The sequence below is a fragment of the Streptomyces actinomycinicus genome (genome assembly GCF_016741775.1).
In the GTDB taxonomy this organism is placed as follows: domain Bacteria; phylum Actinomycetota; class Actinomycetes; order Streptomycetales; family Streptomycetaceae; genus Streptomyces; species Streptomyces actinomycinicus.
The window spans coordinates 21,365-44,753 of the sequence record NZ_JAERRK010000003.1 but is presented as its reverse complement, the minus strand read 5'-3'; the positions used below and the strand labels follow the sequence as shown (position 1 = coordinate 44,753).

Genomic DNA, 23,389 nt, shown 5'->3' with positions numbered 1-23,389 from the left:
TAGGAGGCAGTGCCGTGCGAGTCATCGACCTGAGCACCGTGAACTGGCGCAAGAGCAGCCATAGCAACCCGGACGGCGGCAACTGCGTCGAAGTCGCCGACAACATCCCCGCCCTCGTCCCCGTCCGCGACAGCAAGGTCCCCACCCGCGGAGCCCTCGTCTTCCGCGCCGACGCCTGGGCGGCCTTCGTGACCGGGGTCAAGCGCGAGGGGCCGCTCGGCTCATGAGAGAGCGGCTACCGTCACCGACTTGCCACTCCTATGCACCCTTGACCGTCCCTGCCTGCCGGGGGAACGTCGTGGAACGTCATGGCACCGGCGGGAGGTCGGAGACAGTCATGGCACCACCGTTCATCGCGAAAGAACCGAACACGAACGGGACGCAGTGCCGGAAGACATGTCCGATCCCGGAGACGGAAGCAGTTGTACGGCTGCCCATCCGGATGGTGCCCGTGCTGAGGGAGGCGTGTGATGTCGCAGACCGACTTGGCGTTACCCACCACACAGCCGTCCGTCTGGAGATGCGCGACTCCTACGGCATCGGAGAAGAGGCTGCCGAGTTCGAACGGTGGCGTTCCGGCTGGCGGCCCGACCCGGACCCGGCCACGTGGTGGAGCGACTTCCACACCTGGGTCCGTGACGCGACGGCTCGAGGAGTGGTGTTCCGCCGTGCCCGCATCGTGTCGGAGCCGGTGAGCCCGTACATCCGCTACGAGCACGCCTGTACGTATCAGAACCTGGCAGCCGGGGAGCTGGTCCGCCGGCTCCCTCGTCACAAGGCGTCGGACATTGCGCTGCCGGGGAACGACTTCTGGCTCTTCGACGGGCGCGTGATCATGTGGAATCACTTCACCGGTGAGGGCGGTTCGGCCGGCCCCGAGCTGGATGAGCGTGCTGAAGTGGCCAAGTTGTGCGCGTCGGCGTTCGATGCCGTGTGGGAGCGCGCGACGCCGCACGAGGAGTACCAGATCCGATAGACCGAACACATGCCCACTGCACCCCCGAGGTGAGCCCCCGGGCCGGGCCGTAGGCACGGAGCCGCAGCCGGGGTGAGCCGTCCACGGCCCGTACGGACAGCCAGTGCGCCCCGCAGCCCGTACGGACGGCCAGTGCGCTATCCACAGCCCCGTGCAGACAGCCAGGGTGCCGTCCGTGGCCGTGCGCAGGCAGGGCATCCGCGCTCACGGCCCCCTCCGACGGCGCCTCAGCCCAGCGCCCGGCCCAGTGCCCACACCACCGGTGCCGCCGCCGACAGGGGCAGGGCCACGCCCGCTGTGAAGTGGACGAAGCGGGACGGGTAGTCGTAGCTCGCCGTCCGGTGGCCGATCAGGGCGCACACCCCGGCGGCTCCGCCCAGCAGCGCCCCCTTCGAGCCGAAGCCGGTCATCCCGCCCACGGCGATGCCCGCGCCCGCCGCCGCCAGCAGGGCGACCACCACCGACGCCGGGGTCGGCAGGGGCAGGGCGCGCGCCAGGACCGCCACCGCGACCGCCGCCGCGCCGACGGAGACCGCGTGCGGGTCGGCGGCCAGGTACCCGGTCGCCAGCACCGCGAGTGCCGCCGAGGCCACGGTCGCCATCAGGCCGTACATCCGCTCGTCCGGCGAGGCGTGCGAGCGCAGCTGGAGGACGAGGGAGAGCAGCACCCAGATGCCGAGCGCGCCGAGGATGGCCACCAGGGCGTGGTCGCGCCCGGCCGCCAGGACCGCAACGTCGGCGGTCAGCGCGCCCGCGAAGGCCAGCGCGATGCCCTGACGGGCGGGCCACATGCCGTTCAGCCGGAACCAGCCCGCGGCCGTCACGGCCTGGAGCAGCACCAGCGGAACGGCTAGGGCGTACGAGGCGACGGGTGCCGCCGCGGCCAGGAGCAGGCCCAGCAGGGCGGTGAGCGCCGCCGGCTGCATGCCGGGCTCGATGATCGGCGAGCGGCCTTCCAGGCGGGCCCGCTGGGCGTCGGTGATGCGCGCGTTGCCGGCGAGGGTGGCGGGGCCGTAGGCGGGGCCATCCTCGTCACCCTCGGCGGCGCCTGCGCCTGCTTCAGCCGCCGACGATGCCCGTGCCGGCGCCGGTGCCGGTTCAGCCGCCGCCGGTGCGGGTGCGGGATGCGGTTCGTGGTGCGGCTCCGCCTGCGGTGCGGGCGTGTACGGGTCCGCGAACTGCTGGGACTGCTGGTACGCCGCTGCCCCCTGGTACGCCGCCGGCTGCTGGTGCCCGGACTCCTGGTGCGCCGGCTGCTGATACGGCTGCTGCTGCCCGTACGGCCGCTCCCCGTACGGCTGCTGCCGGCCATCCGGCTGCTGATACGGCTGCTGGCCGTACGGCTGCTCCTGCCCGTACGGCTGCTGTTGCTGGTGCGGCTGCTGTTGCTGGTGCGGCTGTTGCTGGTACGGCTGCTCCTGCCGGGGCAGATACGCCGTCTCCGCCGCCTGCACCGGAGCGTGCGTCTGCGTCTCCCAGGTCTGGCCCTGCCACTGCTGGGTGAGGTGCGGGTCCTGGCCGGGCTGCTGCCCGTACTGCGGATCCTGCCCGGGCCACTGCTGCTGGTACGGGTCGTAGCCCTCGTAGGGGCCGCCCTGGTACGGCTGATCGGTCATCGCTCACCCTCCTGCGAACGGCGGGAGCACCTCGACCGTGCCGCCCTCGGCCAGCCGTACCGTCTCATGCGCGCGGGTCCCGACGGGTTCACCGTCGACGAGGAAGGAGCATCGCAGCAGTACGCGTGTGAGTTCGCCGGGGTGTCGCACGCGCACGGCGGCCAGCGCGTCGGCCAGCGTGTCCGCCTCGTACGGTTCCTCGGCGACCCGGGCCGCGGCCTTGGCGGCGGCCCAGTAGCGCACCGTGACCTTGGGCATCTGAATCCTCAATCGACGGCAAGAAACAAGAAAAGACTAAAGACAGTGTGAGGCAGGCTAGCCCGCCGCCGACACGGCCCAGTCCCCGATCCGGGCCACCAGCGCGTCCTCCGCCGCGTTCTCCGCGTGGCCCATGCCCGGTTCGACCCAGAGTTCGGCGTGGTCACCGGCCGCCGCGACGAGCATCCGGGGGTGGTCGAGCGGGAAGTAGCCGTCACGGTCGCCGTGCACGATCAGCAACGGGGTGGGCGCGATCTTCGGGACCGCTTCCGCCGGGGAGAGCGGGACCGGGTCCCAGTCACGGTGGTGGATGCGGGTGCGCAGGCCGTAGCGGCCGACCAGGCGGCCCGCGGGGCGGGTGACCAGCCAGTGCAGGCGGCGCATGGGTGCCGTGCCCCGGTAGTACCAGCGGGCCGGGGCGCTGACCGAGACCACCGCGTCGACCGTGCCGGGGTGCAGCGCCGCGTGCCGCAGGACCACCGAGCCGCCCATCGAGAAGCCGACGGTCACCACGCGCGCGTGCCCGAGGCCGCGGGCCCACTCCACGGCGGCGGCGAGGTCCAGCACCTCCTTGTCACCGACCGTGGACCGGCCGCCGGAACGTCCGTGGCCGCGGAAGGAGAAGGTGACGACGGCGCCGTGACCGCGCAGGGCGGCGCTCACCCGTCGTACGTGCGGCCGGTCCACGTCCCCGGTGAAGCCGTGCGCGATCACGAACACCAGGTCACGTGAGGGGGAAGAAGAGGCGTCCGGGAAGGTTTCGTATACGGCGGGGCCCGGATCGTATACGGAATCGACCGGAATTCCGTCGGCAGTGCGCAGGAACGTCCGGATAGAGCCCCGTCTGCCTGTCTCGGAATTCGGACGAACGGTGGAACCTGCCCCATGACCCGCCGGACGATTGCTCATGTGGGCTATTCTGCTGGGTAGAGGACTCGGGCAACGTAGCCCCCGGGTCCTTTTGTGCTTTCGGAAGCGTTGTATACACAGCGGGAAACCTCAGGTGACCGCGGGTGTACGGGGCCTTCGGGATCGCAGAGCAGTGCCGCACCGCACACGTCCTCGCAGGGACCGAGGAGGAACCAGACGTATGAGTTCTCTGCTGCTCCTGACCAACGCCCTCCAGCCCTCCACGGAGGTGCTGCCCGCACTCGGCCTGCTCCTGCACAACGTGCGGGTGGCCCCGGCGGAAGGACCCGCCCTGGTCGACACCCCGGGTGCCGACGTCATCCTGGTCGACGGCCGCCGCGACCTGCCCCAGGTGCGCAGCCTGTGCCAGCTGCTCCGCTCCACCGGCCCCGGCTGTCCGCTGATCCTCGTCGTCACCGAGGGCGGCCTCGCCGCCGTCACCGCCGACTGGGGCATCGACGACGTCCTCCTCGACACCGCCGGTCCCGCGGAGGTCGAGGCCCGGCTGCGGCTCGCCATGGGCCGGCAGCAGATCGTGGCGGACGACTCGCCGATGGAGATCCGCAACGGCGATCTGTCGGTCGACGAGGCCACCTACTCCGCCAAGCTCAAGGGCCGGGTCCTGGACCTGACCTTCAAGGAGTTCGAGCTGCTCAAATACCTCGCTCAGCACCCGGGCCGGGTCTTCACCCGGGCCCAGCTGCTGCAGGAGGTGTGGGGCTACGACTACTTCGGCGGCACCCGGACGGTCGACGTGCACGTACGGCGGCTGCGGGCCAAGCTCGGACCGGAGCACGAGTCGCTGATCGGGACCGTCCGGAACGTCGGTTATCGATTCGTTACGCCCGAGAAGGGTGACCGGGCCGGTGAGGACGCCAAGGCCAAGGCGGGCCGGGCAAAGCCGGAAGATGCGGACGCAACAGCCGTCCGGGCCGGCACCGAAGTGCACGCCGAGGCGTAGCCGGAGCACGAGGGGCGCTCGTCCAGGGCATTGCTGTTGCACAGCCGGGATGTGATACGCCCTGCCCGGAGAGGGTCAATCCGCGTAGACTCCGCGCGTGGCCAAGGTGACTCGGGATGACGTGGCACGACTGGCGGGGACCTCCACCGCCGTCGTCAGTTATGTCATCAACAACGGACCCCGGCCGGTCGCCCCGGCCACGCGCGAGCGTGTCCTCGCCGCGATCAAGGAACTGGGGTACCGGCCCGACCGGGTCGCCCAGGCGATGGCCTCGCGGCGCACCGACCTCATAGGCCTCATCATCCCGGACGCCCGCCAGCCCTTCTTCGGCGAGATGGCGCACGCGGTCGAGCAGGCCGCCTCCGAGCGCGGAAAGATGGTCCTCGTCGGCAACACCGATTACATCGGTGAACGCGAGGTCCACTATCTGCGCGCCTTCCTCGGTATGCGGGTTTCCGGCCTGATCCTCGTCTCGCACGCCCTGAACGACCTGGCCGCCGCCGAGATCGACGCCTGGGACGCCCGGGTGGTGCTGCTGCACGAGCGCCCGGAGGCCATCGACGACGTGGCCGTGGTGACGGACGACCTGGGCGGCGCCCAGCTCGCGGTGCGCCACCTGCTGGAGCACGGCTACGACTACGTCGCCTGTATGGGCGGCACGGCGGACACGCCGGCCGTCGGCGACCCGGTCTCCGACCACGTCGAGGGCTGGAAGCGGGCCATGGCCGAGGCGGGCCTGACCACCGAGGGCCGGCTGTTCGAGGCGCCGTACAACCGCTACGACGCCTACCGTGTGGCCCTGGACGTCCTGTCCGGCCCGAACCGGCCGCCCGCGATCTTCTGCTCCACCGACGACCAGGCGATCGGCCTGCTGCGGGCCGCGCGCGAGCTGCGCATCGACGTGCCCGGGCAGCTGGCGGTGGCCGGGTTCGACGACATCAAGGAAGCCGCGCTCGCCGACCCGCCGCTGACCACGGTCGCCTCCGACCGCTCGGCGATGGCCCGGGCGGCGGTCGACCTGGTGCTGGACGACGGGCTGCGGATCGCCGGGTCCCGGCGCGAGCGGCTGAAGACGTTCCCGTCCCGGCTGGTGCTGCGCACGAGCTGCGGCTGCGTGGGCTGACCGACCCGGCAGGGCTCTTTATATCGGGCAAACGAGGTTCTGCCGGGCTTCTCAGGGAGCCCTCAGGAAGCTCTCATGGTCGCGGGGAACTCTTCTTGTCATGACCGAGAGCCAGGGCACATACGAGCAGCCGCACTCCTACTCAGCCCCCGTGAACCCCGAGTGGCCGCCCCCGCCGCCGTACCAGCCGGCCATGGAGCCCGCCGCGCACAAGCGGAAGCGCACCCGGGGTCCGGTCGCCCTGCTCGCGGCGGTCGCGATCGTCGCGGCGGCGGTCGGCGGCGGCACGGCCTACGCCTTCCAGGAGCTGGCCGGCAAGGACACCGTCGCGAGCGCCGGCAGCAGCACCCCGGTGGTGCCGTCCAGCAAGAAGGGCGACGTCGCCGCGATCGCCGCCGCGGTCGCCCCGAGCGTGGTGGAGGTCAACGCGACGCTCGCGAACGGCTCCTCCACCGGCTCCGGAGTGATCATCACGTCCGGCGGCGAGATCGTCACCAACAACCACGTAGTCTCCGGCGCCGACTCGATCAAGGTGCGCACCAGTGACGGCAAGAGCTACACCGCCGAGGTGGTCGGCACCGACAGCTCCAAGGACCTCGCGCTGATCAGGCTCAAGGGCGCCTTGGGTCTCAAGGCGGCGGCGCTCGGTGACTCCGGCAGCGTCCAGGTCGGGGACACGGTCGTCGCGATCGGCTCGCCCGAGGGCCTGACCGGCACCGTCACCAGCGGCATCGTCTCCGCCCTGGACCGGGACGTCACCGTCTCCACCGACGAGGGCCAGGGGCAGGGGCGGGGCGGCGACGGGGAGTGGCCGTTCCAGTTCGGCGGCCGTGAGTTCAACGGCGACACCGGCTCGTCCACGACCACGTACAAGGCCATACAGACCGACGCGTCCCTGAACCCGGGCAACTCCGGCGGCGCCCTGATCGACTCCGGCGGTCGCGTCATCGGCATCAACTCCGCGATGTACTCGTCGGGTTCACGGTCCTCCTCGTCCTCCGAGGCGGGCAGCATCGGCCTCGGCTTCGCCATCCCCGTCGACACCGTCAAGGCCGACCTGGCCAAGCTCCGGGCGGGCTCCGGCAGCTGACGGCACGTCCAGCGCGTCCGGCACGGCGAGCACCCCGAGCACGCCAAGCACAGCGAGCACACCAAGCGCCACACCAAGCACCCCGAGCACACCAAGCGCCACACCAAGCATCCCGAGCACACCAAGCACCCCGAGCACACCAAGCGCCACACCAAGCACAGCAAGCCCATCAAGCACACGCAGTACAGACAGCAAGGAGCAGGTCATGATCAAGCACATCCCCCACCGCATGACCGAGCGCGGTCCGGCCGGCATCACCCTGGCCCTGTCCATCGTCTCCGAGCTGCACGTGCCCGTCCCGGCACCCCGTGCCCCGCGGCCGGCCGTGACGCCGGTCCCTCAGCTGATGGGGCTGCGCACCTCCGCCGCCCGCCCGCACCGCCGCAAGGTGCCGCTGCACCGCCTGAACACGGTCCTGGCCTGACCGGGCCGCGTGCCCCTCCCGGCCCGCAGGACGTGGCACGCTGAGAGACACCCCGACCGACCCCGCACCCCGAGGAATCGCGAGCGATGAGTCCCGCCGAAGGTGACCGCGACACCCAGCGCATCCTGATCGTCGACGACGAGCCGGCCGTACGCGAGGCACTGCAGCGCAGCCTCGCCTTCGAGGGGTACGACACCGAGGTCGCCGTCGACGGGGCGGATGCGCTGGAGAAGGCCACCGTCTACCGGCCGGACCTGGTGGTGCTGGACATCCAGATGCCGCGCATGGACGGCCTGACGGCGGCCCGCCGCATCCGGGGGACCGGCGACACCATCCCGATCCTCATGCTCACCGCCCGCGACACCGTCGGCGACCGGGTCACCGGCCTGGACGCGGGCGCCGACGACTACCTCGTCAAGCCCTTCGAACTCGACGAACTCTTCGCCCGTATCCGTGCGCTGCTGCGCCGCAGCTCCTACGCGGCGGCCGTGTCCGCCGCGGCCCAGGAGGACGAGGCGCTCACCTTCGCCGACCTGCGCATGGACCTCGCCACCCGGGAGGTCACCCGCGGCGGCCGGCAGGTGGAGCTGACCCGCACGGAGTTCACCCTGCTGGAGATGTTCATGGCACACCCGCGCCAGGTGCTCACCCGCGAACAGATCCTGAAGGCGGTGTGGGGCTTCGACTTCGAGCCCTCCTCCAACTCGCTGGACGTCTACGTCATGTACCTGCGCCGCAAGACCGAGGCCGGCGGTGAGCCGCGCCTGGTGCACACGGTGCGGGGCGTCGGGTACGTCCTGCGCCAGGGCGGCGTGGAGTGAGGAGGCTGGCGCGCCGGTACCGGGCGCTGCCGATCAGGGCGCGGCTGGCGATGCTGGTGGCGGCCGCGGTGGCCTTCGCCGTGGCGGCGGTGTCGGTCACCTGCTGGTTCATCGTGGAGCGCAAGCTGTACGACCAGGTCGACAAGGACCTGGAGAAGACGACGCAGCCGCAGCGGGAGGCGAACGTGTCGTCCGCGCTCGCCAGCTGCCCGCAGCAGCCCAACAACGCCGTTCTCGGCGGCCTGCACGCCCACGGCACCTACTACTACCTCCAGCTGGTGAGACTGGACGGCTCCGCCTGTGTGTCGGCCGACTCCGCGGGCCGGGTGAAGACCACCCCCTCCGACATCGCGGTCATCACCCGGGCGAACACGAGCGACGAGCTGGTGTTCGACGGCATCCTGCGCGACGGTGTCGACTCCGAGGGCAACAGCGTGCGGGTGCTGACCCAGCCCCTGACGATCACCCAGGGCCCCGGCGTGCGGCCCCAGCTCTATCCCGACACGGCCCTGCAGGTCGCCATACCGCTGAAGGCCACCCACGACACCCTCAAGGACCTCGCCCTGGTCCTGCTCCTGGTGTCCGGCATCGGGGTGGTCGGCGCCGGAGCGGCGGGGCTCGCGGTGGCCCGTGCGGGACTGCGTCCGGTCGACAAGCTCACGGAGGCCGTCGAGCACGTGGCGCGGACCGAGGACCTGGGCATCCGCATCCCCGTCGAGGAGGACAGCGAGGACGAGGTGGCCCGTCTCTCACGGTCCTTCAACTCGATGACCACCGCACTCGCCGGCTCCCGCGAGCTGCAGCAGCAACTGATCGCGGACGCGGGCCACGAACTGCGTACCCCCCTCACCTCCCTGCGCACCAACATCGAACTCCTCACCCGCAGCGAGGAGACGGGCCGGCCACTGCCCCCGGCGGACCGCAAGGCGCTGCTGGACTCGGTCAAGGCGCAGATGTCGGAACTGTCCTCACTGATCGGTGACCTGCAGGAGCTGTCCCGCTCGGAGGGGCAGCGCGGCGAGCGGGTACAGGTGGTGGCGTTCCACGACACCGCCGAGGCGGCACTGCGCCGGGCGCGCCTGCGCGGGCCGGAGCTGACCATCACCGCGGACCTCGAGCCCTGGTTCGTCCGGGCGGAGCCCTCCGCACTGGAGCGGGCGGTCGTCAACATCCTGGACAACGCGGTGAAGTTCAGTCCCGAGGGCGGCACGGTCGAGGTACAGCTGACCGCGGGCGTGCTGACGGTCCGCGACCACGGCCCCGGCATCCCCGCGGACGAACTCCCGCACGTCTTCGACCGCTTCTGGCGCTCGCCCGGCGCGCGCGCCCTGCCCGGCTCGGGTCTCGGTCTGTCGATCGTGGCCCGTACGGTCCAGCAGGCGGGCGGGGAGGTCACCCTGGCGCCGGCGGAGGGCGGCGGCACGGTGGTGACGGTACGCCTGCCGGGGGCCCCGACACCTCCGCCGGAGACGCCCACCGGCTGACCCCGGCGCTCAGTCGGGCCTGGGCATGGTGCGCAGGCGCTCGATCTGGGTGTGGCTGAGGGCGCTCGCCCGGCGCATGTGCTGGATGATCGTCCTCAGTTCGGCGTCCGTGTGGTCCTCCAGGATGGCCTGCCAGCCGTGTCCCAGCTCGTCCCACACCGCGCCGACCCGGGCGACCCGTTCCGGGACCGGGGTGACGAGCACCCGGCGGCGGTCCTGCCGGTCGGGCGTACGGGTGACGTAGCCGCCGCGCTCCAGCCGGTCCACGAGCCGGGTGGCCGAGCCCGTGGTGAGCCCGGTCATGTCCGCGATCTGCTTGACGGTGAGCGGTTCCGGCTCGGCGGTCATCAGGCTCAGGCACTGCACGTCCGTCGGATGCAGGCCCAGATGGTCGGCGACGGCCTGGTTGAACAGCACGTATGCGGCCAGGTGACGCCGGGATACGACGCCCAGCTCCTCGTACAGCCGGGCCCGGTCGGTCTCGGTCACGGGCTCCCCTTCCAAAAATTGCTGCGCGACGCAGCGAACTATGGCCTATTCTGCTGTGCGACGCAGCAAATGCATCGCACAGCAATTCTACCGACCCGGGGGATTCCCATGCTCACCATCGCCGTCACCGGCGCCACCGGCGCCCAGGGCGGAGCCACCGCCCGAGCCGCACTGGCCGCCGGACTCCACGTCCGCGCCCTCACCCGCCACCCCGCCTCGCCCGCCGCCGACGCCCTGCGCGCCCTGGGCGCCGAGGTCCGCCACGCCGACTTCGACGACCGCACCTCGCTCGACACCGCCCTCGCCGGGGCCGACGCCCTCTTCGCGGTCACCACCCCCTTCGGCACCGACACCGACACCGAGGTCCGGCAGGGCAAGACCCTCCTCGACGCGGCGGCCGCCGCCCGCCTCAGCCACGTCGTGTTCACCTCCGCCGCCCACGCCGACCGCGGCACCGGCATCCCGCACTACGAGAGCAAGTGGGTGGTCGAGCAGCACCTGTACGCGTCCGGCCTGCCATGGACGGTGATCGCCCCGGCGGCCTTCATGGACAACTTCGCCACCGGCTGGAGCCTCGACGGACTGCGCGAGGGCACCTTCGCCTGGCCCGTGCCGGCCCACTGCCCGCTCACGCTCATCCCCGCCACCGACATCGGCGCCTTCGCCGTGCTGGCCCTGCAGCGCCCGGACGAGTTCACCGGCCTCCGCATCGACATCGCGTCCGACGAGTGCACCCCCGCACAGCAGGCGACCGTCCTCACCGCCGCCCTCGGCCGCCCGGTCACCCACCAGGAGGTCCCCCTCGAGTACGTCCGCAAGCACTCCACCGACCTGGCGGCGATGTTCGCCTACTTCTCCGGCATCGGTCTCGACGTCGACGTGGCCGGCCTGCGCCGGTCCTACCCCGAGGTCGGCTGGCACACCTTCAGCGAGTGGTCCGTCCAGCAGGACTGGCCCACCCTGCTGACCGGGCACACCGAACCCGGCACCCCCGCCGCCCACGGCTGACATCCGCTCAGCAGCCGGTACCGGGGCACCGGTTCACGGTCCGCGGGAGTTCCCGCTGAGCCGTCACCGACGAAACCGCCCCGGGAGAAGCTCCCGGGGCGGTTCCGGTGTCACGGTGCCCTTCACCCAGGCACACGGGTTCTACTGCACGATCGTGATCCGGTTCGCCGTCGGCGGGGTGAGGGGAGAGGCGGCCGACGAGTTCGCCGTCAGGTACTTCTCCAGGGCGCTCAGGTCGTCCGCGCCCACCAGGTCGCCCGTGCCCTGCGCGAGGGTCGGGAAGCCGTCGCCGCCGCCCGCGAGGAAGCTGTTGGTGGCGACGCGGTAGGTGGCCGCCGGGTCGACCGGGGCGCCGTTCAGCCGGATGGAGTCGGTGACCACACGGTCCGCGCCGGACTTGGTGAGGTCCAGGGTGTAGGTGAGGTTCGCGGACGGCTGGAGGATCTTCGGGGCCGCCGCGTTGGCACCGCTCACCTGCTCCTTGAGCACCTGGATCAGCTGGGCACCGGTGAAGTCCTGGAGGTTCACGGTGTTCGCGAACGGCTGGACCGTGAAGCCCTCGGCGTAGGTGACCACGCCGTCGCCCTCGGCGCCCTTGGCCGCGTAGGTGAGACCGGCCCGGACCCCGCCCGGGTTCATCAGGGCCAGGCTGGTCCGCGGGTCCAGCTCACGGCCGTGGGCGAGCTGCGCGTCGGCGATCAGGTCGCCCATCGGGGACTCGGTGCCGGTGTTGCCGACGTCGGCGGAGATGTAGCCGATGGGGCGGTTGCCGATCGGGGCGGCCAGGGTGTTCCACCGGCCGATCAGGTCGGTCATGTCCTGCGCCTTGGGCACGTCCCGGGTGACCACACGGTTCGCGGACTTCACGGCCGTACGGGCGATGTCGCCGGTGTAGCGGTCGTAGGTCAGCGTGGTGTCGGTGTAGAGGCGGCCGAAGGAGGCGGCCGAGGTGACCATGCGGGGGCGGCCGGACGGGTCCGGGATGTCGCAGACGTACGCGCTGTGGGTGTGGCCGGTGACGAGGGCGTCGACGGCCGGCGTGACGTTCTTGGCGATGTCCACGATCGGTCCTGAGACGCCGGAGCCGGCGCCCGCGGAGTCGCAGTCGTAGTTGTAGGCGCCGGAGGCCGGGAAGCCGCCCTCGTGGATCAGGGCCACGATCGACCGCACGCCCTGGCGCTGGAGCACCTTGGCGTACTTGTTGATCGTCTCGACCTCGTCCTTGAACTGCAGGCCCTTGACGCCGTCGGCGGAGACGACGCCCGGGGTGCCCTCCAGTGTGACGCCGATGAAACCGATCTTGACGTCCTTCTTCTGCCAGACCCAGTACGGCTTCAGGATCGGCCTGCCGGTCTTCTCGTCCAGGACGTTCGCCGCCAGGTACGGGAAGTCGGCGCCCTTGAACTTCTTGTCCGTGTAGCAGCCGTCCTTCGGGTGGCAGCCGCCGTTCTGCAGGCGGCCCAGTTCCCGCGCGCCCTCGTCGAACTCGTGGTTGCCGACCGAGGTGACGTCGAGGTCGAGCTTGTTGAGCGCCTCGATGGTGGGCTCGTCGTGGAACAGGCCCGACAGCAGCGGGGAGGCGCCGACCATGTCGCCGCCGGCCGCGGTGACGGAGTACGGGTGGCCCTGGCGGGCCTGGCGCAGGTGGGTGGCGAGGTACTCGACACCGCCCGCGTCGATCGTCTTCGTCGTGCCGTCCGGCTGGAGTTCGGTGACCCGGCCGGAGGAACCCGACGGGGGCTCGAGGTTGCCGTGCAGGTCGTTGAAGGAGAGGAGCTGGACGTCCTGGTACCGGCCCGGACGGTGATGGTGGTGGCTCTCGTGCGCGTCCGCCGGGAGCGCGCTGGCCAGCGCCGCCGCGGTGGCGAGACCGGCGGCGGCGGAGAGGAGGCCGTAGGTACGGCGTCTGGTGCGCCGGGGCGCGGCTGGCATGGGAACCCCCCTGTGGGTCGGCTGTGGTGGCTCGGCGCAGCCTAGGGTCAACGCGCGTAGCGCGACAGGGGGTTCAGGGTTACATCCTGGTTTCCCTTTGCCGATTCCTTTGCGGCCGGTGTGCCGGGACTTCACCCCGGCCGACCCGTACCCTCATACGCATGAGCAGCGACGACACCGTACGGGGCTTCCCCGCCCGCTCCATCGAGACCCATTCCGCGCTCACCCCGGACCGGGCCGAGGCCGTGCTGGGCCTGCTCGGCGAGGCCGCTCTGGTCGACGGGCAGCAGCCGGTGTCCGAGCAGGGCCGGCTCCAGCTGCGCGGGGGCAGCCGCGAGGGCGTCTCGCACCTGCTGCTGACCGCCGACGACGAACTCGTCGGCTACGCCCAGCTGGAGGACACCGACCCGGTGGAGGCGCCGGCCGCCGAACTCGTCGTGCATCCCGCGCACCGCGGGCACGGGCACGGCCGGGCGCTCGGCTCGGCCCTGCTGGCCGCCTCCGGCAAGCGGCTGCGGGTGTGGGCGCACGGCGGACACCCCGCGGCCCGGCACCTCGCCCAGGTGCTCGGCCTGACCCTGTTCCGCGAACTGCGCCAGATGCGCCGCCCGTTGGCCGGCCTGGAGCTGCCCGAGCCGGTGCTCGCGGAGGGGGTGACCGTGCGCACCTTCGTGCCCGGCAAGGACGACGCGGCCTGGCTCGCGGTGAACGCCGCCGCCTTCGCCCACCACCCCGAGCAGGGCTCGCTGACCCAGCGGGACCTGGACGACCGCAAGGCCCAGCCGTGGTTCGACCCGGCCGGGTTCTTCCTGGCCGAGCGGCGCGGGGAGCTGATCGGCTTCCACTGGACCAAGGTGCACGCCGCGGAGGGGATCGGCGAGGTGTACGTCCTCGGGGTGCGGCCCGGCGAGCAGGGCGGCGGGCTCGGCAAGGCGCTCACCACCGTCGGGCTGCGCCACCTGGCCGCCCAGCAGCTGCCGACCGCGATGCTCTACGTCGACGCGGACAACAGCGCCGCGGTGTCGGTGTACGAGCGGCTGGGCTTCACGGTCCACGAGACGGACCTGATGTACCGCACCGAAACCTGACCTCCGCGCACGCGAGGGGGGCCGCCTCGGCGGCCGCCCCTCTTCCGCCGCCGCACCCGGCACTCAGAGTCACCGGACGCCGCGCACGGACGCCCGGACCGCCCCCGTGGCTCCGGGACGCCGCGCACGGGGTGCCGACCCGCCCTCCTTGCTCCGGAACGCCGCGTACGGGCGCCGGCCCGCTCTCCTCGCTCCGGAACGCCGCGTACGGGCGCCGGACCGCCCCCTGGCTCCCGTACGCGCCGCGCGTTCGCGCCTCCGCAAACCTTTCGGGCCGCTCCCCGCTATCCCATACGTCATGTCGCCGTAACCATTGATTCAGCCGGACTTGCGACGCTCGCCCAATGAAGCCCGCCGTGCCAGAGCCTTCGCCACCCCCCGAGGGGCCAGCGGGGAACGGGGCCGTGACGCTCCCGCCCGCACGTTCCGACGCGCCCGTGTCGCCCGTGGCGCGGAAGAATGGGTTCATGAGTCAGCAAGACACCCAGGCCGAGGTCCAGCACCCGCAGCCCTCCGTGGGCTCCATAGCCGCGCACCGTCCGCACACCGTGGCCGCCGCCGTCTCCGATCTGGAACCCGACATCGACGCGGACCTCGACGCGTACGAGGAGTCCCAGGCCGACGGCACCCTCCTGCCCCAGGGCCGCTTCCTCGACCGGGAGCGCAGCTGGCTCGCCTTCAACGAGCGCGTGCTCGAGCTGGCCGAGGACCCCGATACGCCCCTGCTGGAGCGCGCCAACTTCCTGGCGATCTTCGCCAGCAACCTGGACGAGTTCTTCATGGTCCGGGTGGCCGGTCTGAAGCGGCGCATCGCCACCGGCGTCGCCACCCGCTCCGCCTCCGGCCTGCAGCCGCGCGAGGTCCTGGAGATGATCTGGGCCCGCTCCCGCGAGCTGATGGCCAGGCACGCCGCCTGCTACCACGAGGACGTCGCCCCCGCACTCGCGGAGGAGGGCATCCACCTGGTCCGCTGGAACGAGCTGACCGAGAAGGAGCAGGCACGGCTCTTCACGCTCTTCCGGCACCAGATCTTCCCGGTCCTCACCCCGCTGGCCGTCGACCCGGCGCACCCCTTCCCGTACATCTCCGGCCTGTCCCTGAACCTGGCCGTCGTCGTACGCAACCCGGTCAGCGGCCACAAGCACTTCGCGCGCGTGAAGGTGCCCCCGCTGCTGTCCCGCTTCCTGGAGAGCAGCCCCGGCCGCTACGTCCCCGTCGAGGACGTCATCGCCGCGCACCTGGAAGAGCTGTTCCCGGGCATGGAGGTGCTCGAGCACCACGCCTTCCGGCTCACCCGCAACGAGGACCTGGAGGTCGAGGAGGACGACGCCGAGAACCTCCTGCAGGCCCTGGAGAAGGAACTCATGCGGCGCCGCTTCGGCCCGCCGGTACGCCTGGAGGTCGAGGAGTCCATCGACCGTGAGGTGCTGGACCTGCTGGTCCGCGAGCTGAAGATCTCCGAGGCCGAGGTGTACCCGCTGCCCGGCCCGCTCGACCTCACCGGCCTCTTCCGCATCCACAGCCTCGACCGGCCGGAGCTGAAGTACCCGAAGTTCATCGCCGGCACCCACCGTGACCTCGCCGAGGTCGAGTCGGCCTCCGCGCCCGACATCTTCGCCGCCCTGCGCGCCCGGGACGTGCTGCTGCACCACCCGTACGACAGCTTCTCCACCTCCGTGCAGGCGTTCCTGGAGCAGGCGGCGGCCGACCCGGACGTCCTCGCGATCAAGCAGACCCTGTACCGGACCTCCGGCGACTCCCCGATAGTCGACGCGCTCATCGACGCCGCCGAGTCCGGCAAGCAGGTCCTCGTCCTGGTCGAGATCAAGGCCCGCTTCGACGAGCACGCCAACATCAAGTGGGCGCGCAAGCTGGAGGAGGCCGGCTGCCACGTCGTCTACGGCCTGGTCGGCCTGAAGACGCACTGCAAGCTGTCCCTGGTGGTCCGCCAGGAGGGCGAGACCCTGCGCCGCTACAGCCACGTCGGCACCGGCAACTACCACCCGAAGACGGCCCGCCTGTACGAGGACCTCGGCCTGCTCACCGCCGACCCCCAGGTCGGCGCGGACCTGTCCGACCTGTTCAACCGCCTGTCCGGCTACTCGCGCCGCGAGACGTACCGCAGGCTGCTCGTCGCCCCCAAGTCCCTGCGGGACGGCCTGATCGCGCGGATCAACAAGGAGGCCCAGCACCACCGTGCGGGCCGCCCGGCGTTCGTCCGCATCAAGGTCAACTCGATGGTGGACGAGGCGGTCATCGACGCGCTCTACCGGGCCTCCCAGGCCGGCGTGCCGGTCGACATCTGGGTGCGCGGCATCTGCGCCGTCCGCCCGGGCGTCGCGGGTCTGTCGGAGAACATCCGGGTCCGCTCGATACTCGGCCGCTTCCTGGAGCACTCCCGGGTCTTCGCCTTCGGCAACGGCGGCGAGCCCGAGGTGTGGATCGGCAGCGCCGACATGATGCACCGCAACCTCGACCGCCGGATAGAAGCCCTGGTCCGGGTCGTCGACCCCGGCCACCGCGCAGCCCTCAACCGGCTGCTGGACACCGGTATGTCCGACACCACCTCCTCCTGGCACCTCGGCCCCGACGGCGAGTGGACACGACACGCGACCGACGCGGACGGCCAGCCCCTGCGCAACGTCCAGGAGATGCTCATAGACGCCCGGAGGCGCCGGCGTGGCACAGCAACACCTTGACCCGACGGACCCCACGGCCGAGGAGGTGACCGGGGACGCTCTCGCCCGCTACCTGCGCGCCCAGGCGACGGAGTTCCTGCGCGCCCTGCGCCTGCACCGGGAGACCGGCGGCAACGGCGGGGGTGCCGCCGCACGCGGTTACGCGGGCGGCGCGGGCGACAACGGCGCGGCGGAGTCCGTCGACGCGGCCCGCGCCCTGCGCCGCTCGGCCCGCCGCATCAGCGGCAGCCTGCACACGTTCCGGCCCCTCCTCGACCCCGACTGGTCCGAGGAGATGCGGCCCGAACTGGCCTGGCTGTCCGGCACCCTGGGCCTGGAGCACTCGTACGAGGGCCGGCTGGAACGACTGCTCCTCGCGCTGTACCGGCTGTCGGGCGCCGCGGTGCTCCCGGCCCAGACGGTCGATGCCGTGGCCGCGGGCAGCCGCGCCGGCGCAACGGCGGCCGGCGCGGCGAAGACGGCAGCCGACAGCCCCGGCGGCCCGTCCCACCCCGCGGCGGCACCGGAACGCGGCAACCTCACCGTGGGCGCGGCCAAGGCCGGCGCCCTGCTCGAACGCCAGCTGACGCTGGCCCGGACCCGCGCCCACTCCACGGCACTGCAGGCCCTCGGCTCCTCCCGCTTCCACGCCGTGGCCGACAAGGTGGCCGTACTCGCCAGCGAGGTGCCGCTCACCCCCGCCGCCCCCACCACCGCCCTGCGCCCGCTCGCCGCCGCGGCCGAGGAACGCCTCACGGACGCCGTCGCCGCGCTCCCCCTGGTCGTCGCCGGCCACCCCTACAACGCGGAGGCGCTGGTCCACGGCCTGTCCCCGGACCCGGCCCCGCACCCCCAGGACGGCCCCTGGCACCAGGTCCGCCTGCTGCTGCGCCTGCACCGGTACGCCCGGGAGGTGCTGCACGGCGATGCACCCGTGGACGTACGGCTGCTGACGGCGGGACAGGCGCTGAACCGGCACCGGGACGCCTCGGAGGCGGCAGCGGCCGCGGCGCAGGCGGCCCGCACCCCCCGGATCGCCCCGGCGACGGCGTACGCGCTCGGCGTGCTCCACGCCGACCAGCGGCACGAGGTGGAGGCGGCCAGGTTCGCGTTCCAGCAGACCTGGCAGAAGCAGATCGTCAACGCGCCCTGAACCCACGAGGAGGCGGTGTGGACGACACCGTGGTCCAAGCGGCCGGCTGCGTGCTGTGGCGCCGCTCCCCGGTCGCCGGTGAACTGGAGATCTGCCTGGTCCACCGGCCGAAGTACGACGACTGGTCCCACCCCAAGGGGAAGCTCAAACGGGGTGAGGACGCGCTCGCCGGCGCGCTGCGCGAGGTCGCCGAGGAGACCGGCTACACGGCCGAGCCCGGCGGCGAACTGCCGACGGTGCGCTATTCGGCCAATGGCCGCCCGAAGCAGGTGCGGTACTGGGCGGCGCAGGCGGTTTCCGGCCACTTCACGCCGAACGCCGAAGTGGACCGCATCCTGTGGCTCTCCCCCTCAGCGGCCCGCACCCGTCTCACCCAGCTCCGCGACCGGGAGCTGGTGGACGCCCTCGGCCGGCCCTCCGGCCGCATGGAGCGGCGGCACTGAACGGCAGGGCCGAGCCCCTCACGGGGCCACACCGTGTCCCTCCGCGTCCGTGCGGGCCTGACTGCGGGCCCGCCGGGCGGGGCCACGCCAGCCGCAGCTGCACCGGGCCACGCAGAAGCGGCCCTGCTCGTCTGTCGTCGTCAGATGTCCCTGTCCGGCCCTGCCGGGCTGCTGCCCGCCCCCGCCGTGTTCCTGCCCGGCCCTGCCAGGCTCCTGTCCCGCCCTGCCGGGCTCCGGCCCGTCCTGCTGTGCCGCGGTGACTGCCACCCCGACAACGTTACCGACCTCCCTGCCGAAGCGTTCCGCCGGCTCCCGCCCACCCCGGCGGCGCGTGACGGCACCCCCCACCCGTCGTTTAACCGGACGACGAGGGCCCGTGACGGACACACCGGCTGGGGGTAGGCAGGCGATGGATCGGCGGCAGCAGAGGCGCGCAGGCGGAACGGTCGCCGCGATGGGCATCCTCCTCGGCCTCGGCACGGGTGCCACGGGCTGTTCGAGCAGCGGCGCCGCCGCCGAGGACGTGAAGGGCGGGGGCGACCCCGTGAGTACCCTGCACCGGGCCGCGGACGCGCTGCGCGAGGCCGGCACGTCCAAGGCCGGCACCTCGATGGAGATGGCCACGGGCGGCACCCGCGTCACCATCCGCGGCAGGGGCGTCTACGACTACAGACACCGCCTCGGACGGCTCACCGTGGTACTGCCCGAGGACCCGGCCGGCACCTCCGAGCACCGGCCCATCACCGAACTCCTCGCTCCCGGCGCCCTCTACCTGAAGAACCGGGGCGCGGGCGTGCCCGCCGACAAGTGGGTACGGGTGGACACCGCGACGCTGTCCGACGGCAATCTGGTCACCGGCGGCGCGACCGACCCGTACGCGGCGGCCGAGGTGCTGCGCGGCACGCGGGAGGCGACCTTCGTGGGCCGCACCGAGGTCGGCGGGACGGCCGTACGGCACTACCGGGGCACGGCCGACCTGACCCGTGCGGCCCGGTACGCCGCCCCCGGCACCAGGGAGTCCCTGGCCGCGGCAGCGAAAGGGTTCGCCACGGCCCGGGTCCCGTTCGACGCCTACCTGGACGACGAGGGCCGCCTCCGCAAGCTCCGGCAGCGCTTCAGCTTCGTCAACGGCCACCAGAAGGCCACCGTGGCGGTCGCCTCGACCATGCTGCTGTACGACTTCGGCATCCCCGCCGACGTGCGGCTGCCGGCTCCCGGGGACATCTACGCGGGCCGGATCGCCGGCGACGACAGCGCCGGCGGCGCCGGAAACCGGCCGGAGCACTAGTCCGGGACGCCACCCCGTAAGTAGCCCGTCCGTGCCATGCGCGGTGTGTAGCCGCTCCCTACTCTAGGAAGTGGGTGACGGCAGAGAAGAGGTGAGGCAGGTGGCTCCGGTCGGCGGGACGGCGGTACAGGACCACGTGGCCCTCGCCGAGATCGAGCTGTGCGGGGAGCTGATCATCGCGGCCTCGGCGGCCGAGGACCGGCTCAGCATGGAGAGCATCGACGAGGTGCTGCGGGTGGCCGAGGAGCGGGATCCGGCCTGACCGGCTCAGGTGCGGAGCAGGCGGCCGATCGCCTTCGTCGCCTCGTCCACCTTCGCCTCGATCTCGTCCCCGCCCTTGAGCGCCGCGTCCGCGACGCAGTGCCGCAGGTGCTCCTCGAGCAGCTGCAGCGCGAACGACTGCAGGGCCTTGGTGGAGGCGGAGACCTGGGTGAGTATGTCGATGCAGTAGGTGTCTTCCTCGACCATCCGCTGCAGCCCGCGGATCTGCCCCTCGATCCGGCGCAGCCGCTTGAGGTGCTCGTCCTTCTGCTTGTGGTAGCCGTGCGTGGCGCCGGCCTCGGTCGTCGTCATCGCGGCCCTCCGTCTCGGGACGAGCTGTGGACACAATCCGGGATACATACCCCTACTGGGTATATGGTAACCAACTTTGCGGGGTAAGGAGCCCTTGGTACGCCCCCGTGCTGATCACTCTGCCCGATGGGCGACACTGGGGGACGGCCCATTAGCCGTGGCCGGATGATGCGCCTAGCATCAGCCTGACCGAAACCGAAGCACCCCGAGGACCCCACGTGCGCTTTCGTCTGACCCCCAGGGAGACGAGCTTCTACGACATGTTCGCCGCATCCGCGGACAACATCGTCACGGGCTCGAAACTCCTGATGGAACTGCTCGGGGCGGACGCGTCTGCCCGGGCCGAGATCGCAGAGCGTATGCGGGCCGCGGAACACGCAGGTGACGACGCCACGCACGCGATCTTCCACCAGCTGAACTCCTCGTTCATCACGCCGTTCGACCGCGAGGACATCTACTCCCTCGCCAGCTCCCTCGACGACATCATGGACTTCATGGAGGAGGCCGTCGACCTGGTCGTCCTCTACAACATCGAGGAGCTGCCGAAGGGCGTCGAGCAGCAGATCGAGGTGCTGGCACGGGCGGCCGAGCTGACCGCGGAGGCCATGCCCCACCTGCGCACCCTGGACAACCTCACCGAGTACTGGATCGAGGTCAACCGCCTGGAGAACCAGGCCGACCAGATCCACCGCAAGCTGCTGGCCCACCTCTTCAACGGCAAGTACGACGCGATCGAGGTGCTCAAGCTCAAGCAGATCGTGGACGTCCTGGAAGAGGCGGCGGACGCGTTCGAGCACGTGGCGAACACGGTGGAGACCATCGCCGTCAAGGAGTCCTGAGGCGTCGATGGACACCTTCGCCCTGGTCGTGACCATCGCGGTCGCGCTCTTCTTCACGTACACGAACGGTTTCCACGACTCGGCGAACGCCATCGCGACGTCGGTGTCGACGCGGGCGCTGACCCCGCGGGCGGCCCTCGCCATGGCCGCGGTCATGAACCTGGCCGGTGCCTTCCTCGGCTCCGGGGTCGCCAAGACGGTCAGTGAGGGTCTGATCGAGACGCCCAAGGGCTCCACGGGCATGGGCATCCTGTTCGCGGCGCTGGTCGGCGCGATCGTCTGGAACCTGATCACCTGGTACTTCGGCCTGCCGTCCTCCTCCTCCCACGCCTTGTTCGGCGGCATGGTGGGTGCGGCGCTGGCGGGCGGCACGGACGTGCTCTGGAACGGGGTCATCGACAAGATCATCATCCCGATGTTCGTGTCCCCGTTCGTGGGCCTGATCGTCGGCTACCTGGTCATGACGGCGATCATGTGGCTGTTCCGCCGGTCCAACCCGCACAAGGCCAAGCGCGGTTTCCGCATCGCCCAGACCGTCTCGGCGGCCGGCATGGCGCTCGGCCACGGTCTCCAGGACGCCCAGAAGACGATGGGTGTCGTGGTGCTGGCCCTGGTCATCTCCGGCCATGAGACCTTCGGCGACCCGATCCCGGTCTGGGTCAAGATCGCCTGTGCGGTGATGCTGTCGCTGGGCACGTACGCCGGTGGCTGGCGGATCATGCGCACCCTGGGCCGCAAGATCATCGAGCTGGACCCGCCGCAGGGCTTCGCCGCGGAGGCGACCGGTGCGTCGATCATGTTCACGACCGCGTTCATCTTCAAGGCGCCGATCTCCACGACCCACGTCATCACCTCGGCGATCATGGGTGTGGGCGCGACCAAGCGGCTCAACGCCGTCCGCTGGGGCGTCGCCAAGAACATCGTCCTCGGCTGGTTCATCACGATGCCGGCCGCAGCGCTGGTCGCCGCCGTAGCCTTCGCCGTGATCAAACTGGTAGCCCTCTGACCACCCCCACCCGCCCACCCTCCCCGACGAGAGGGTGGGCACACCCACATCCCCACCCGCCCCCTCCCACGGGCCCTACCCGCGGCCCGCTCCCCAAGGGCCTCTCTCCGCCGGCCCTTCCTCCACCGGCCCCCCACCCGCCCCGCCCCTTTCTCCGCCGCGGCGGCGCTCGGCCGCGACGGCGGTGGCCGGCGGTGCCGGACGGCCGGTCCCCGGGGGCGCCTCTCGGCCGACCGAGTCGGGTGGGTGGGGCAAGGCATGGCGACGTGGGTGCAGAACGCAATGGGCCCGCCCCCGGAAGCCAGGGGCGGGCCCTCTTGCATCCTCGCGGTGGCACCGCCATGCAGCACCGCGAGGGGTCCTATGCAACCGACCTCAGCTGAAACCGACGTCGGCTCAGCCGAAGCGGCAGCGTCCGTCAGCCGAAGCGGCCCGAGATGTAGTCCTCCGTGGCCTGGACCGACGGGTTGGAGAAGATCCGCTCGGTGTCGTCGATCTCGATCAGCCGGCCCGGCTGCCCGACGGCGGCCAGGTTGAAGAAGGCCGTACGGTCCGAGACACGCGCCGCCTGCTGCATGTTGTGCGTCACGATGACGATCGTGAAGCGCTCCTTCAGCTCACCGATCAGGTCCTCGATGGCGAGGGTGGAGATCGGGTCCAGGGCGGAGCAGGGCTCGTCCATGAGCAGCACCTTCGGCTCGACCGCGATCGCGCGGGCGATGCACAGACGCTGCTGCTGACCACCGGAGAGGCCGGAGCCCGGCTTGCTCAGACGGTCCTTGACCTCGTTCCAGAGGTTCGCGCCCTTGAGCGACTTCTCGACGATGTCGTTCAGCTCGCTCTTGCGGTAGTTGCCGTTCAGGCGCAGGCCCGCCGCCACGTTGTCGAAGATCGACATCGTGGGGAACGGGTTCGGGCGCTGGAAGACCATGCCCACCTCGCGGCGGACGGAGACCGGGTCGACCCCGGCGCCGTACAGGTCCTCGTCGTCCAGCAGCACCTTGCCCTCGACGCGGCCACCCGGGGTGACCTCGTGCATGCGGTTCAGCGTACGCAGGAACGTCGACTTGCCGCAGCCGGAGGGGCCGATGAACGCCGTCACCGAGCGCGGCTCGACGGTCATCGAGATGTCCTCGATCGCCTTGTGGGAGCCGTAGTAGGCGGTGAGACCGCTTACGTCGATTCGCTTGGCCATGTCTACTTCACTTCCAGAAATTCAAGCTCGGTCGC

24 protein-coding genes are annotated in these 23,389 nt (G+C 71.5%); 17 read left to right on the top strand and 7 right to left on the bottom strand.

From position 1 onward, the window contains the following. The first annotated feature begins 14 nt into the window (after positions 1-14). Both JK359_RS07145 and JK359_RS07140 read left to right on the top strand, forming a co-directional pair. Positions 15-227 carry a DUF397 domain-containing protein gene (locus tag JK359_RS07145; protein WP_307788000.1) on the top strand — a complete coding sequence of 71 codons (213 nt, stop codon included), beginning with the start codon at positions 15-17 and terminating at the stop codon, positions 225-227. 215 nt (positions 228-442) lie between these two features. Further along, positions 443-976 (top strand): DUF6879 family protein, encoded by a 534-nt coding sequence (locus JK359_RS07140; RefSeq protein ID WP_201832943.1) that lies wholly within the window; start codon positions 443-445, stop codon positions 974-976. 227 nt (positions 977-1,203) lie between these two features. Here the strand turns inward: JK359_RS07140 and JK359_RS07135 are convergent, their stop codons facing one another. From JK359_RS07135 to JK359_RS07125, 3 genes are read right to left on the bottom strand one after another with little or no spacing between them, the layout of a single operon-like run. Beyond that, positions 1,204-2,592: a hypothetical protein gene (locus JK359_RS07135; protein ID WP_201832941.1), complete on the bottom strand. Its 1,389-nt coding sequence runs from the start codon at positions 2,590-2,592 to the stop codon at positions 1,204-1,206. A 3-nt stretch (positions 2,593-2,595) separates the two neighbouring features. Next, a complete protein-coding gene (locus JK359_RS07130) occupies positions 2,596-2,850 on the bottom strand; it encodes a MoaD/ThiS family protein (RefSeq protein ID WP_201832939.1) in 255 nt (84 codons plus the stop codon). A gap of 57 nt (positions 2,851-2,907) precedes the next feature. Then, positions 2,908-3,759 (bottom strand): alpha/beta hydrolase family protein, encoded by an 852-nt coding sequence (locus JK359_RS07125; protein WP_201832937.1) that lies wholly within the window; start codon positions 3,757-3,759, stop codon positions 2,908-2,910. 181 nt (positions 3,760-3,940) lie between these two features. On the opposite strand from JK359_RS07125, the gene JK359_RS07120 reads away from it, so the two are divergent. The 6 genes from JK359_RS07120 (at position 3,941) to JK359_RS07095 (ending at position 9,662) form a co-directional block, all read left to right on the top strand. Further along, entirely contained in the window at positions 3,941-4,720 is a 780-nt protein-coding gene (locus tag JK359_RS07120) for a response regulator transcription factor (protein WP_201832930.1), read from the top strand. Between the two features lie 97 nt (positions 4,721-4,817). Continuing rightward, positions 4,818-5,843: a LacI family DNA-binding transcriptional regulator gene (locus tag JK359_RS07115; protein WP_201832928.1), complete on the top strand. Its 1,026-nt coding sequence runs from the start codon at positions 4,818-4,820 to the stop codon at positions 5,841-5,843. A 100-nt stretch (positions 5,844-5,943) separates the two neighbouring features. Continuing rightward, positions 5,944-6,933 (top strand): S1C family serine protease, encoded by a 990-nt coding sequence (locus tag JK359_RS07110; RefSeq protein ID WP_201832926.1) that lies wholly within the window; start codon positions 5,944-5,946, stop codon positions 6,931-6,933. A 205-nt stretch (positions 6,934-7,138) separates the two neighbouring features. Further along, positions 7,139-7,357: a hypothetical protein gene (locus tag JK359_RS07105; protein ID WP_201832924.1), complete on the top strand. Its 219-nt coding sequence runs from the start codon at positions 7,139-7,141 to the stop codon at positions 7,355-7,357. Between the two features lie 86 nt (positions 7,358-7,443). After that, positions 7,444-8,178, top strand: coding sequence for a response regulator transcription factor (locus JK359_RS07100; protein ID WP_201832922.1), 735 nt, complete (start codon positions 7,444-7,446; stop codon positions 8,176-8,178). After that, a complete protein-coding gene (locus JK359_RS07095; RefSeq protein WP_201832915.1) occupies positions 8,175-9,662 on the top strand; it encodes a sensor histidine kinase in 1,488 nt (495 codons plus the stop codon). Before JK359_RS07100 ends, JK359_RS07095 begins: the two co-directional genes overlap by 4 nt. 9 nt (positions 9,663-9,671) lie before the next feature. On the opposite strand, the gene JK359_RS07090 is transcribed toward JK359_RS07095, so the two are convergent. Next, a complete protein-coding gene (locus tag JK359_RS07090) occupies positions 9,672-10,151 on the bottom strand; it encodes a MarR family winged helix-turn-helix transcriptional regulator (RefSeq protein ID WP_201832913.1) in 480 nt (159 codons plus the stop codon). Positions 10,152-10,259: 108 nt separating this feature from the next. On the opposite strand from JK359_RS07090, the gene JK359_RS07085 reads away from it, so the two are divergent. After that, positions 10,260-11,159 (top strand): NmrA/HSCARG family protein, encoded by a 900-nt coding sequence (locus JK359_RS07085; protein ID WP_201832908.1) that lies wholly within the window; start codon positions 10,260-10,262, stop codon positions 11,157-11,159. A 141-nt stretch (positions 11,160-11,300) separates the two neighbouring features. On the opposite strand, the gene JK359_RS07080 is transcribed toward JK359_RS07085, so the two are convergent. Next, positions 11,301-13,091, bottom strand: coding sequence for a bifunctional metallophosphatase/5'-nucleotidase (locus tag JK359_RS07080; protein ID WP_201832907.1), 1,791 nt, complete (start codon positions 13,089-13,091; stop codon positions 11,301-11,303). A gap of 161 nt (positions 13,092-13,252) precedes the next feature. Here JK359_RS07080 and mshD point away from each other — a divergent pair, with 161 nt between their 5' ends. The 6 genes from mshD (at position 13,253) to JK359_RS07050 (ending at position 20,003) form a co-directional block, all read left to right on the top strand. Further along, entirely contained in the window at positions 13,253-14,179 is a 927-nt protein-coding gene (gene mshD / locus JK359_RS07075; protein ID WP_201832906.1) for a mycothiol synthase, read from the top strand. Between the two features lie 344 nt (positions 14,180-14,523). Further along, entirely contained in the window at positions 14,524-16,878 is a 2,355-nt protein-coding gene (locus JK359_RS07070; RefSeq protein ID WP_201832905.1) for an RNA degradosome polyphosphate kinase, read from the top strand. Further along, positions 16,859-18,010 (top strand): CHAD domain-containing protein, encoded by a 1,152-nt coding sequence (locus JK359_RS07065; RefSeq protein WP_201832904.1) that lies wholly within the window; start codon positions 16,859-16,861, stop codon positions 18,008-18,010. The genes JK359_RS07070 and JK359_RS07065 overlap by 20 nt, the downstream gene beginning before the upstream one ends. A 17-nt stretch (positions 18,011-18,027) precedes the next feature. Next, the gene (locus JK359_RS07060) at positions 18,028-18,453 is read left to right on the top strand and encodes an NUDIX hydrolase (protein ID WP_201832902.1); all 426 of its coding nucleotides are present in this window, start codon (positions 18,028-18,030) and stop codon (positions 18,451-18,453) included. A 409-nt stretch (positions 18,454-18,862) separates the two neighbouring features. After that, a complete protein-coding gene (locus JK359_RS07055; protein WP_201832900.1) occupies positions 18,863-19,741 on the top strand; it encodes an SCO4651 family lipoprotein in 879 nt (292 codons plus the stop codon). 100 nt (positions 19,742-19,841) lie between these two features. Further along, positions 19,842-20,003, top strand: a complete 162-nt coding sequence (locus tag JK359_RS07050) for a hypothetical protein (protein ID WP_201834008.1) — start codon at positions 19,842-19,844, stop codon at positions 20,001-20,003. A 5-nt stretch (positions 20,004-20,008) separates the two neighbouring features. Here the strand turns inward: JK359_RS07050 and JK359_RS07045 are convergent, their stop codons facing one another. Further along, positions 20,009-20,314, bottom strand: coding sequence for a metal-sensitive transcriptional regulator (locus JK359_RS07045; RefSeq protein ID WP_201832899.1), 306 nt, complete (start codon positions 20,312-20,314; stop codon positions 20,009-20,011). 218 nt (positions 20,315-20,532) lie between these two features. On the opposite strand from JK359_RS07045, the gene JK359_RS07040 reads away from it, so the two are divergent. Together JK359_RS07040 and JK359_RS07035 are read left to right on the top strand one after the other, a co-directional pair. Next, positions 20,533-21,153 carry a DUF47 domain-containing protein gene (locus JK359_RS07040; protein ID WP_171110497.1) on the top strand — a complete coding sequence of 207 codons (621 nt, stop codon included), beginning with the start codon at positions 20,533-20,535 and terminating at the stop codon, positions 21,151-21,153. A gap of 7 nt (positions 21,154-21,160) precedes the next feature. Next, positions 21,161-22,159 (top strand): inorganic phosphate transporter, encoded by a 999-nt coding sequence (locus JK359_RS07035; protein WP_201832896.1) that lies wholly within the window; start codon positions 21,161-21,163, stop codon positions 22,157-22,159. 418 nt (positions 22,160-22,577) lie between these two features. Here the strand turns inward: JK359_RS07035 and pstB are convergent, their stop codons facing one another. Continuing rightward, positions 22,578-23,354, bottom strand: a complete 777-nt coding sequence (gene pstB, locus JK359_RS07030) for a phosphate ABC transporter ATP-binding protein PstB (protein WP_201832894.1) — start codon at positions 23,352-23,354, stop codon at positions 22,578-22,580. Positions 23,355-23,389: the final 35 nt, after the last annotated feature.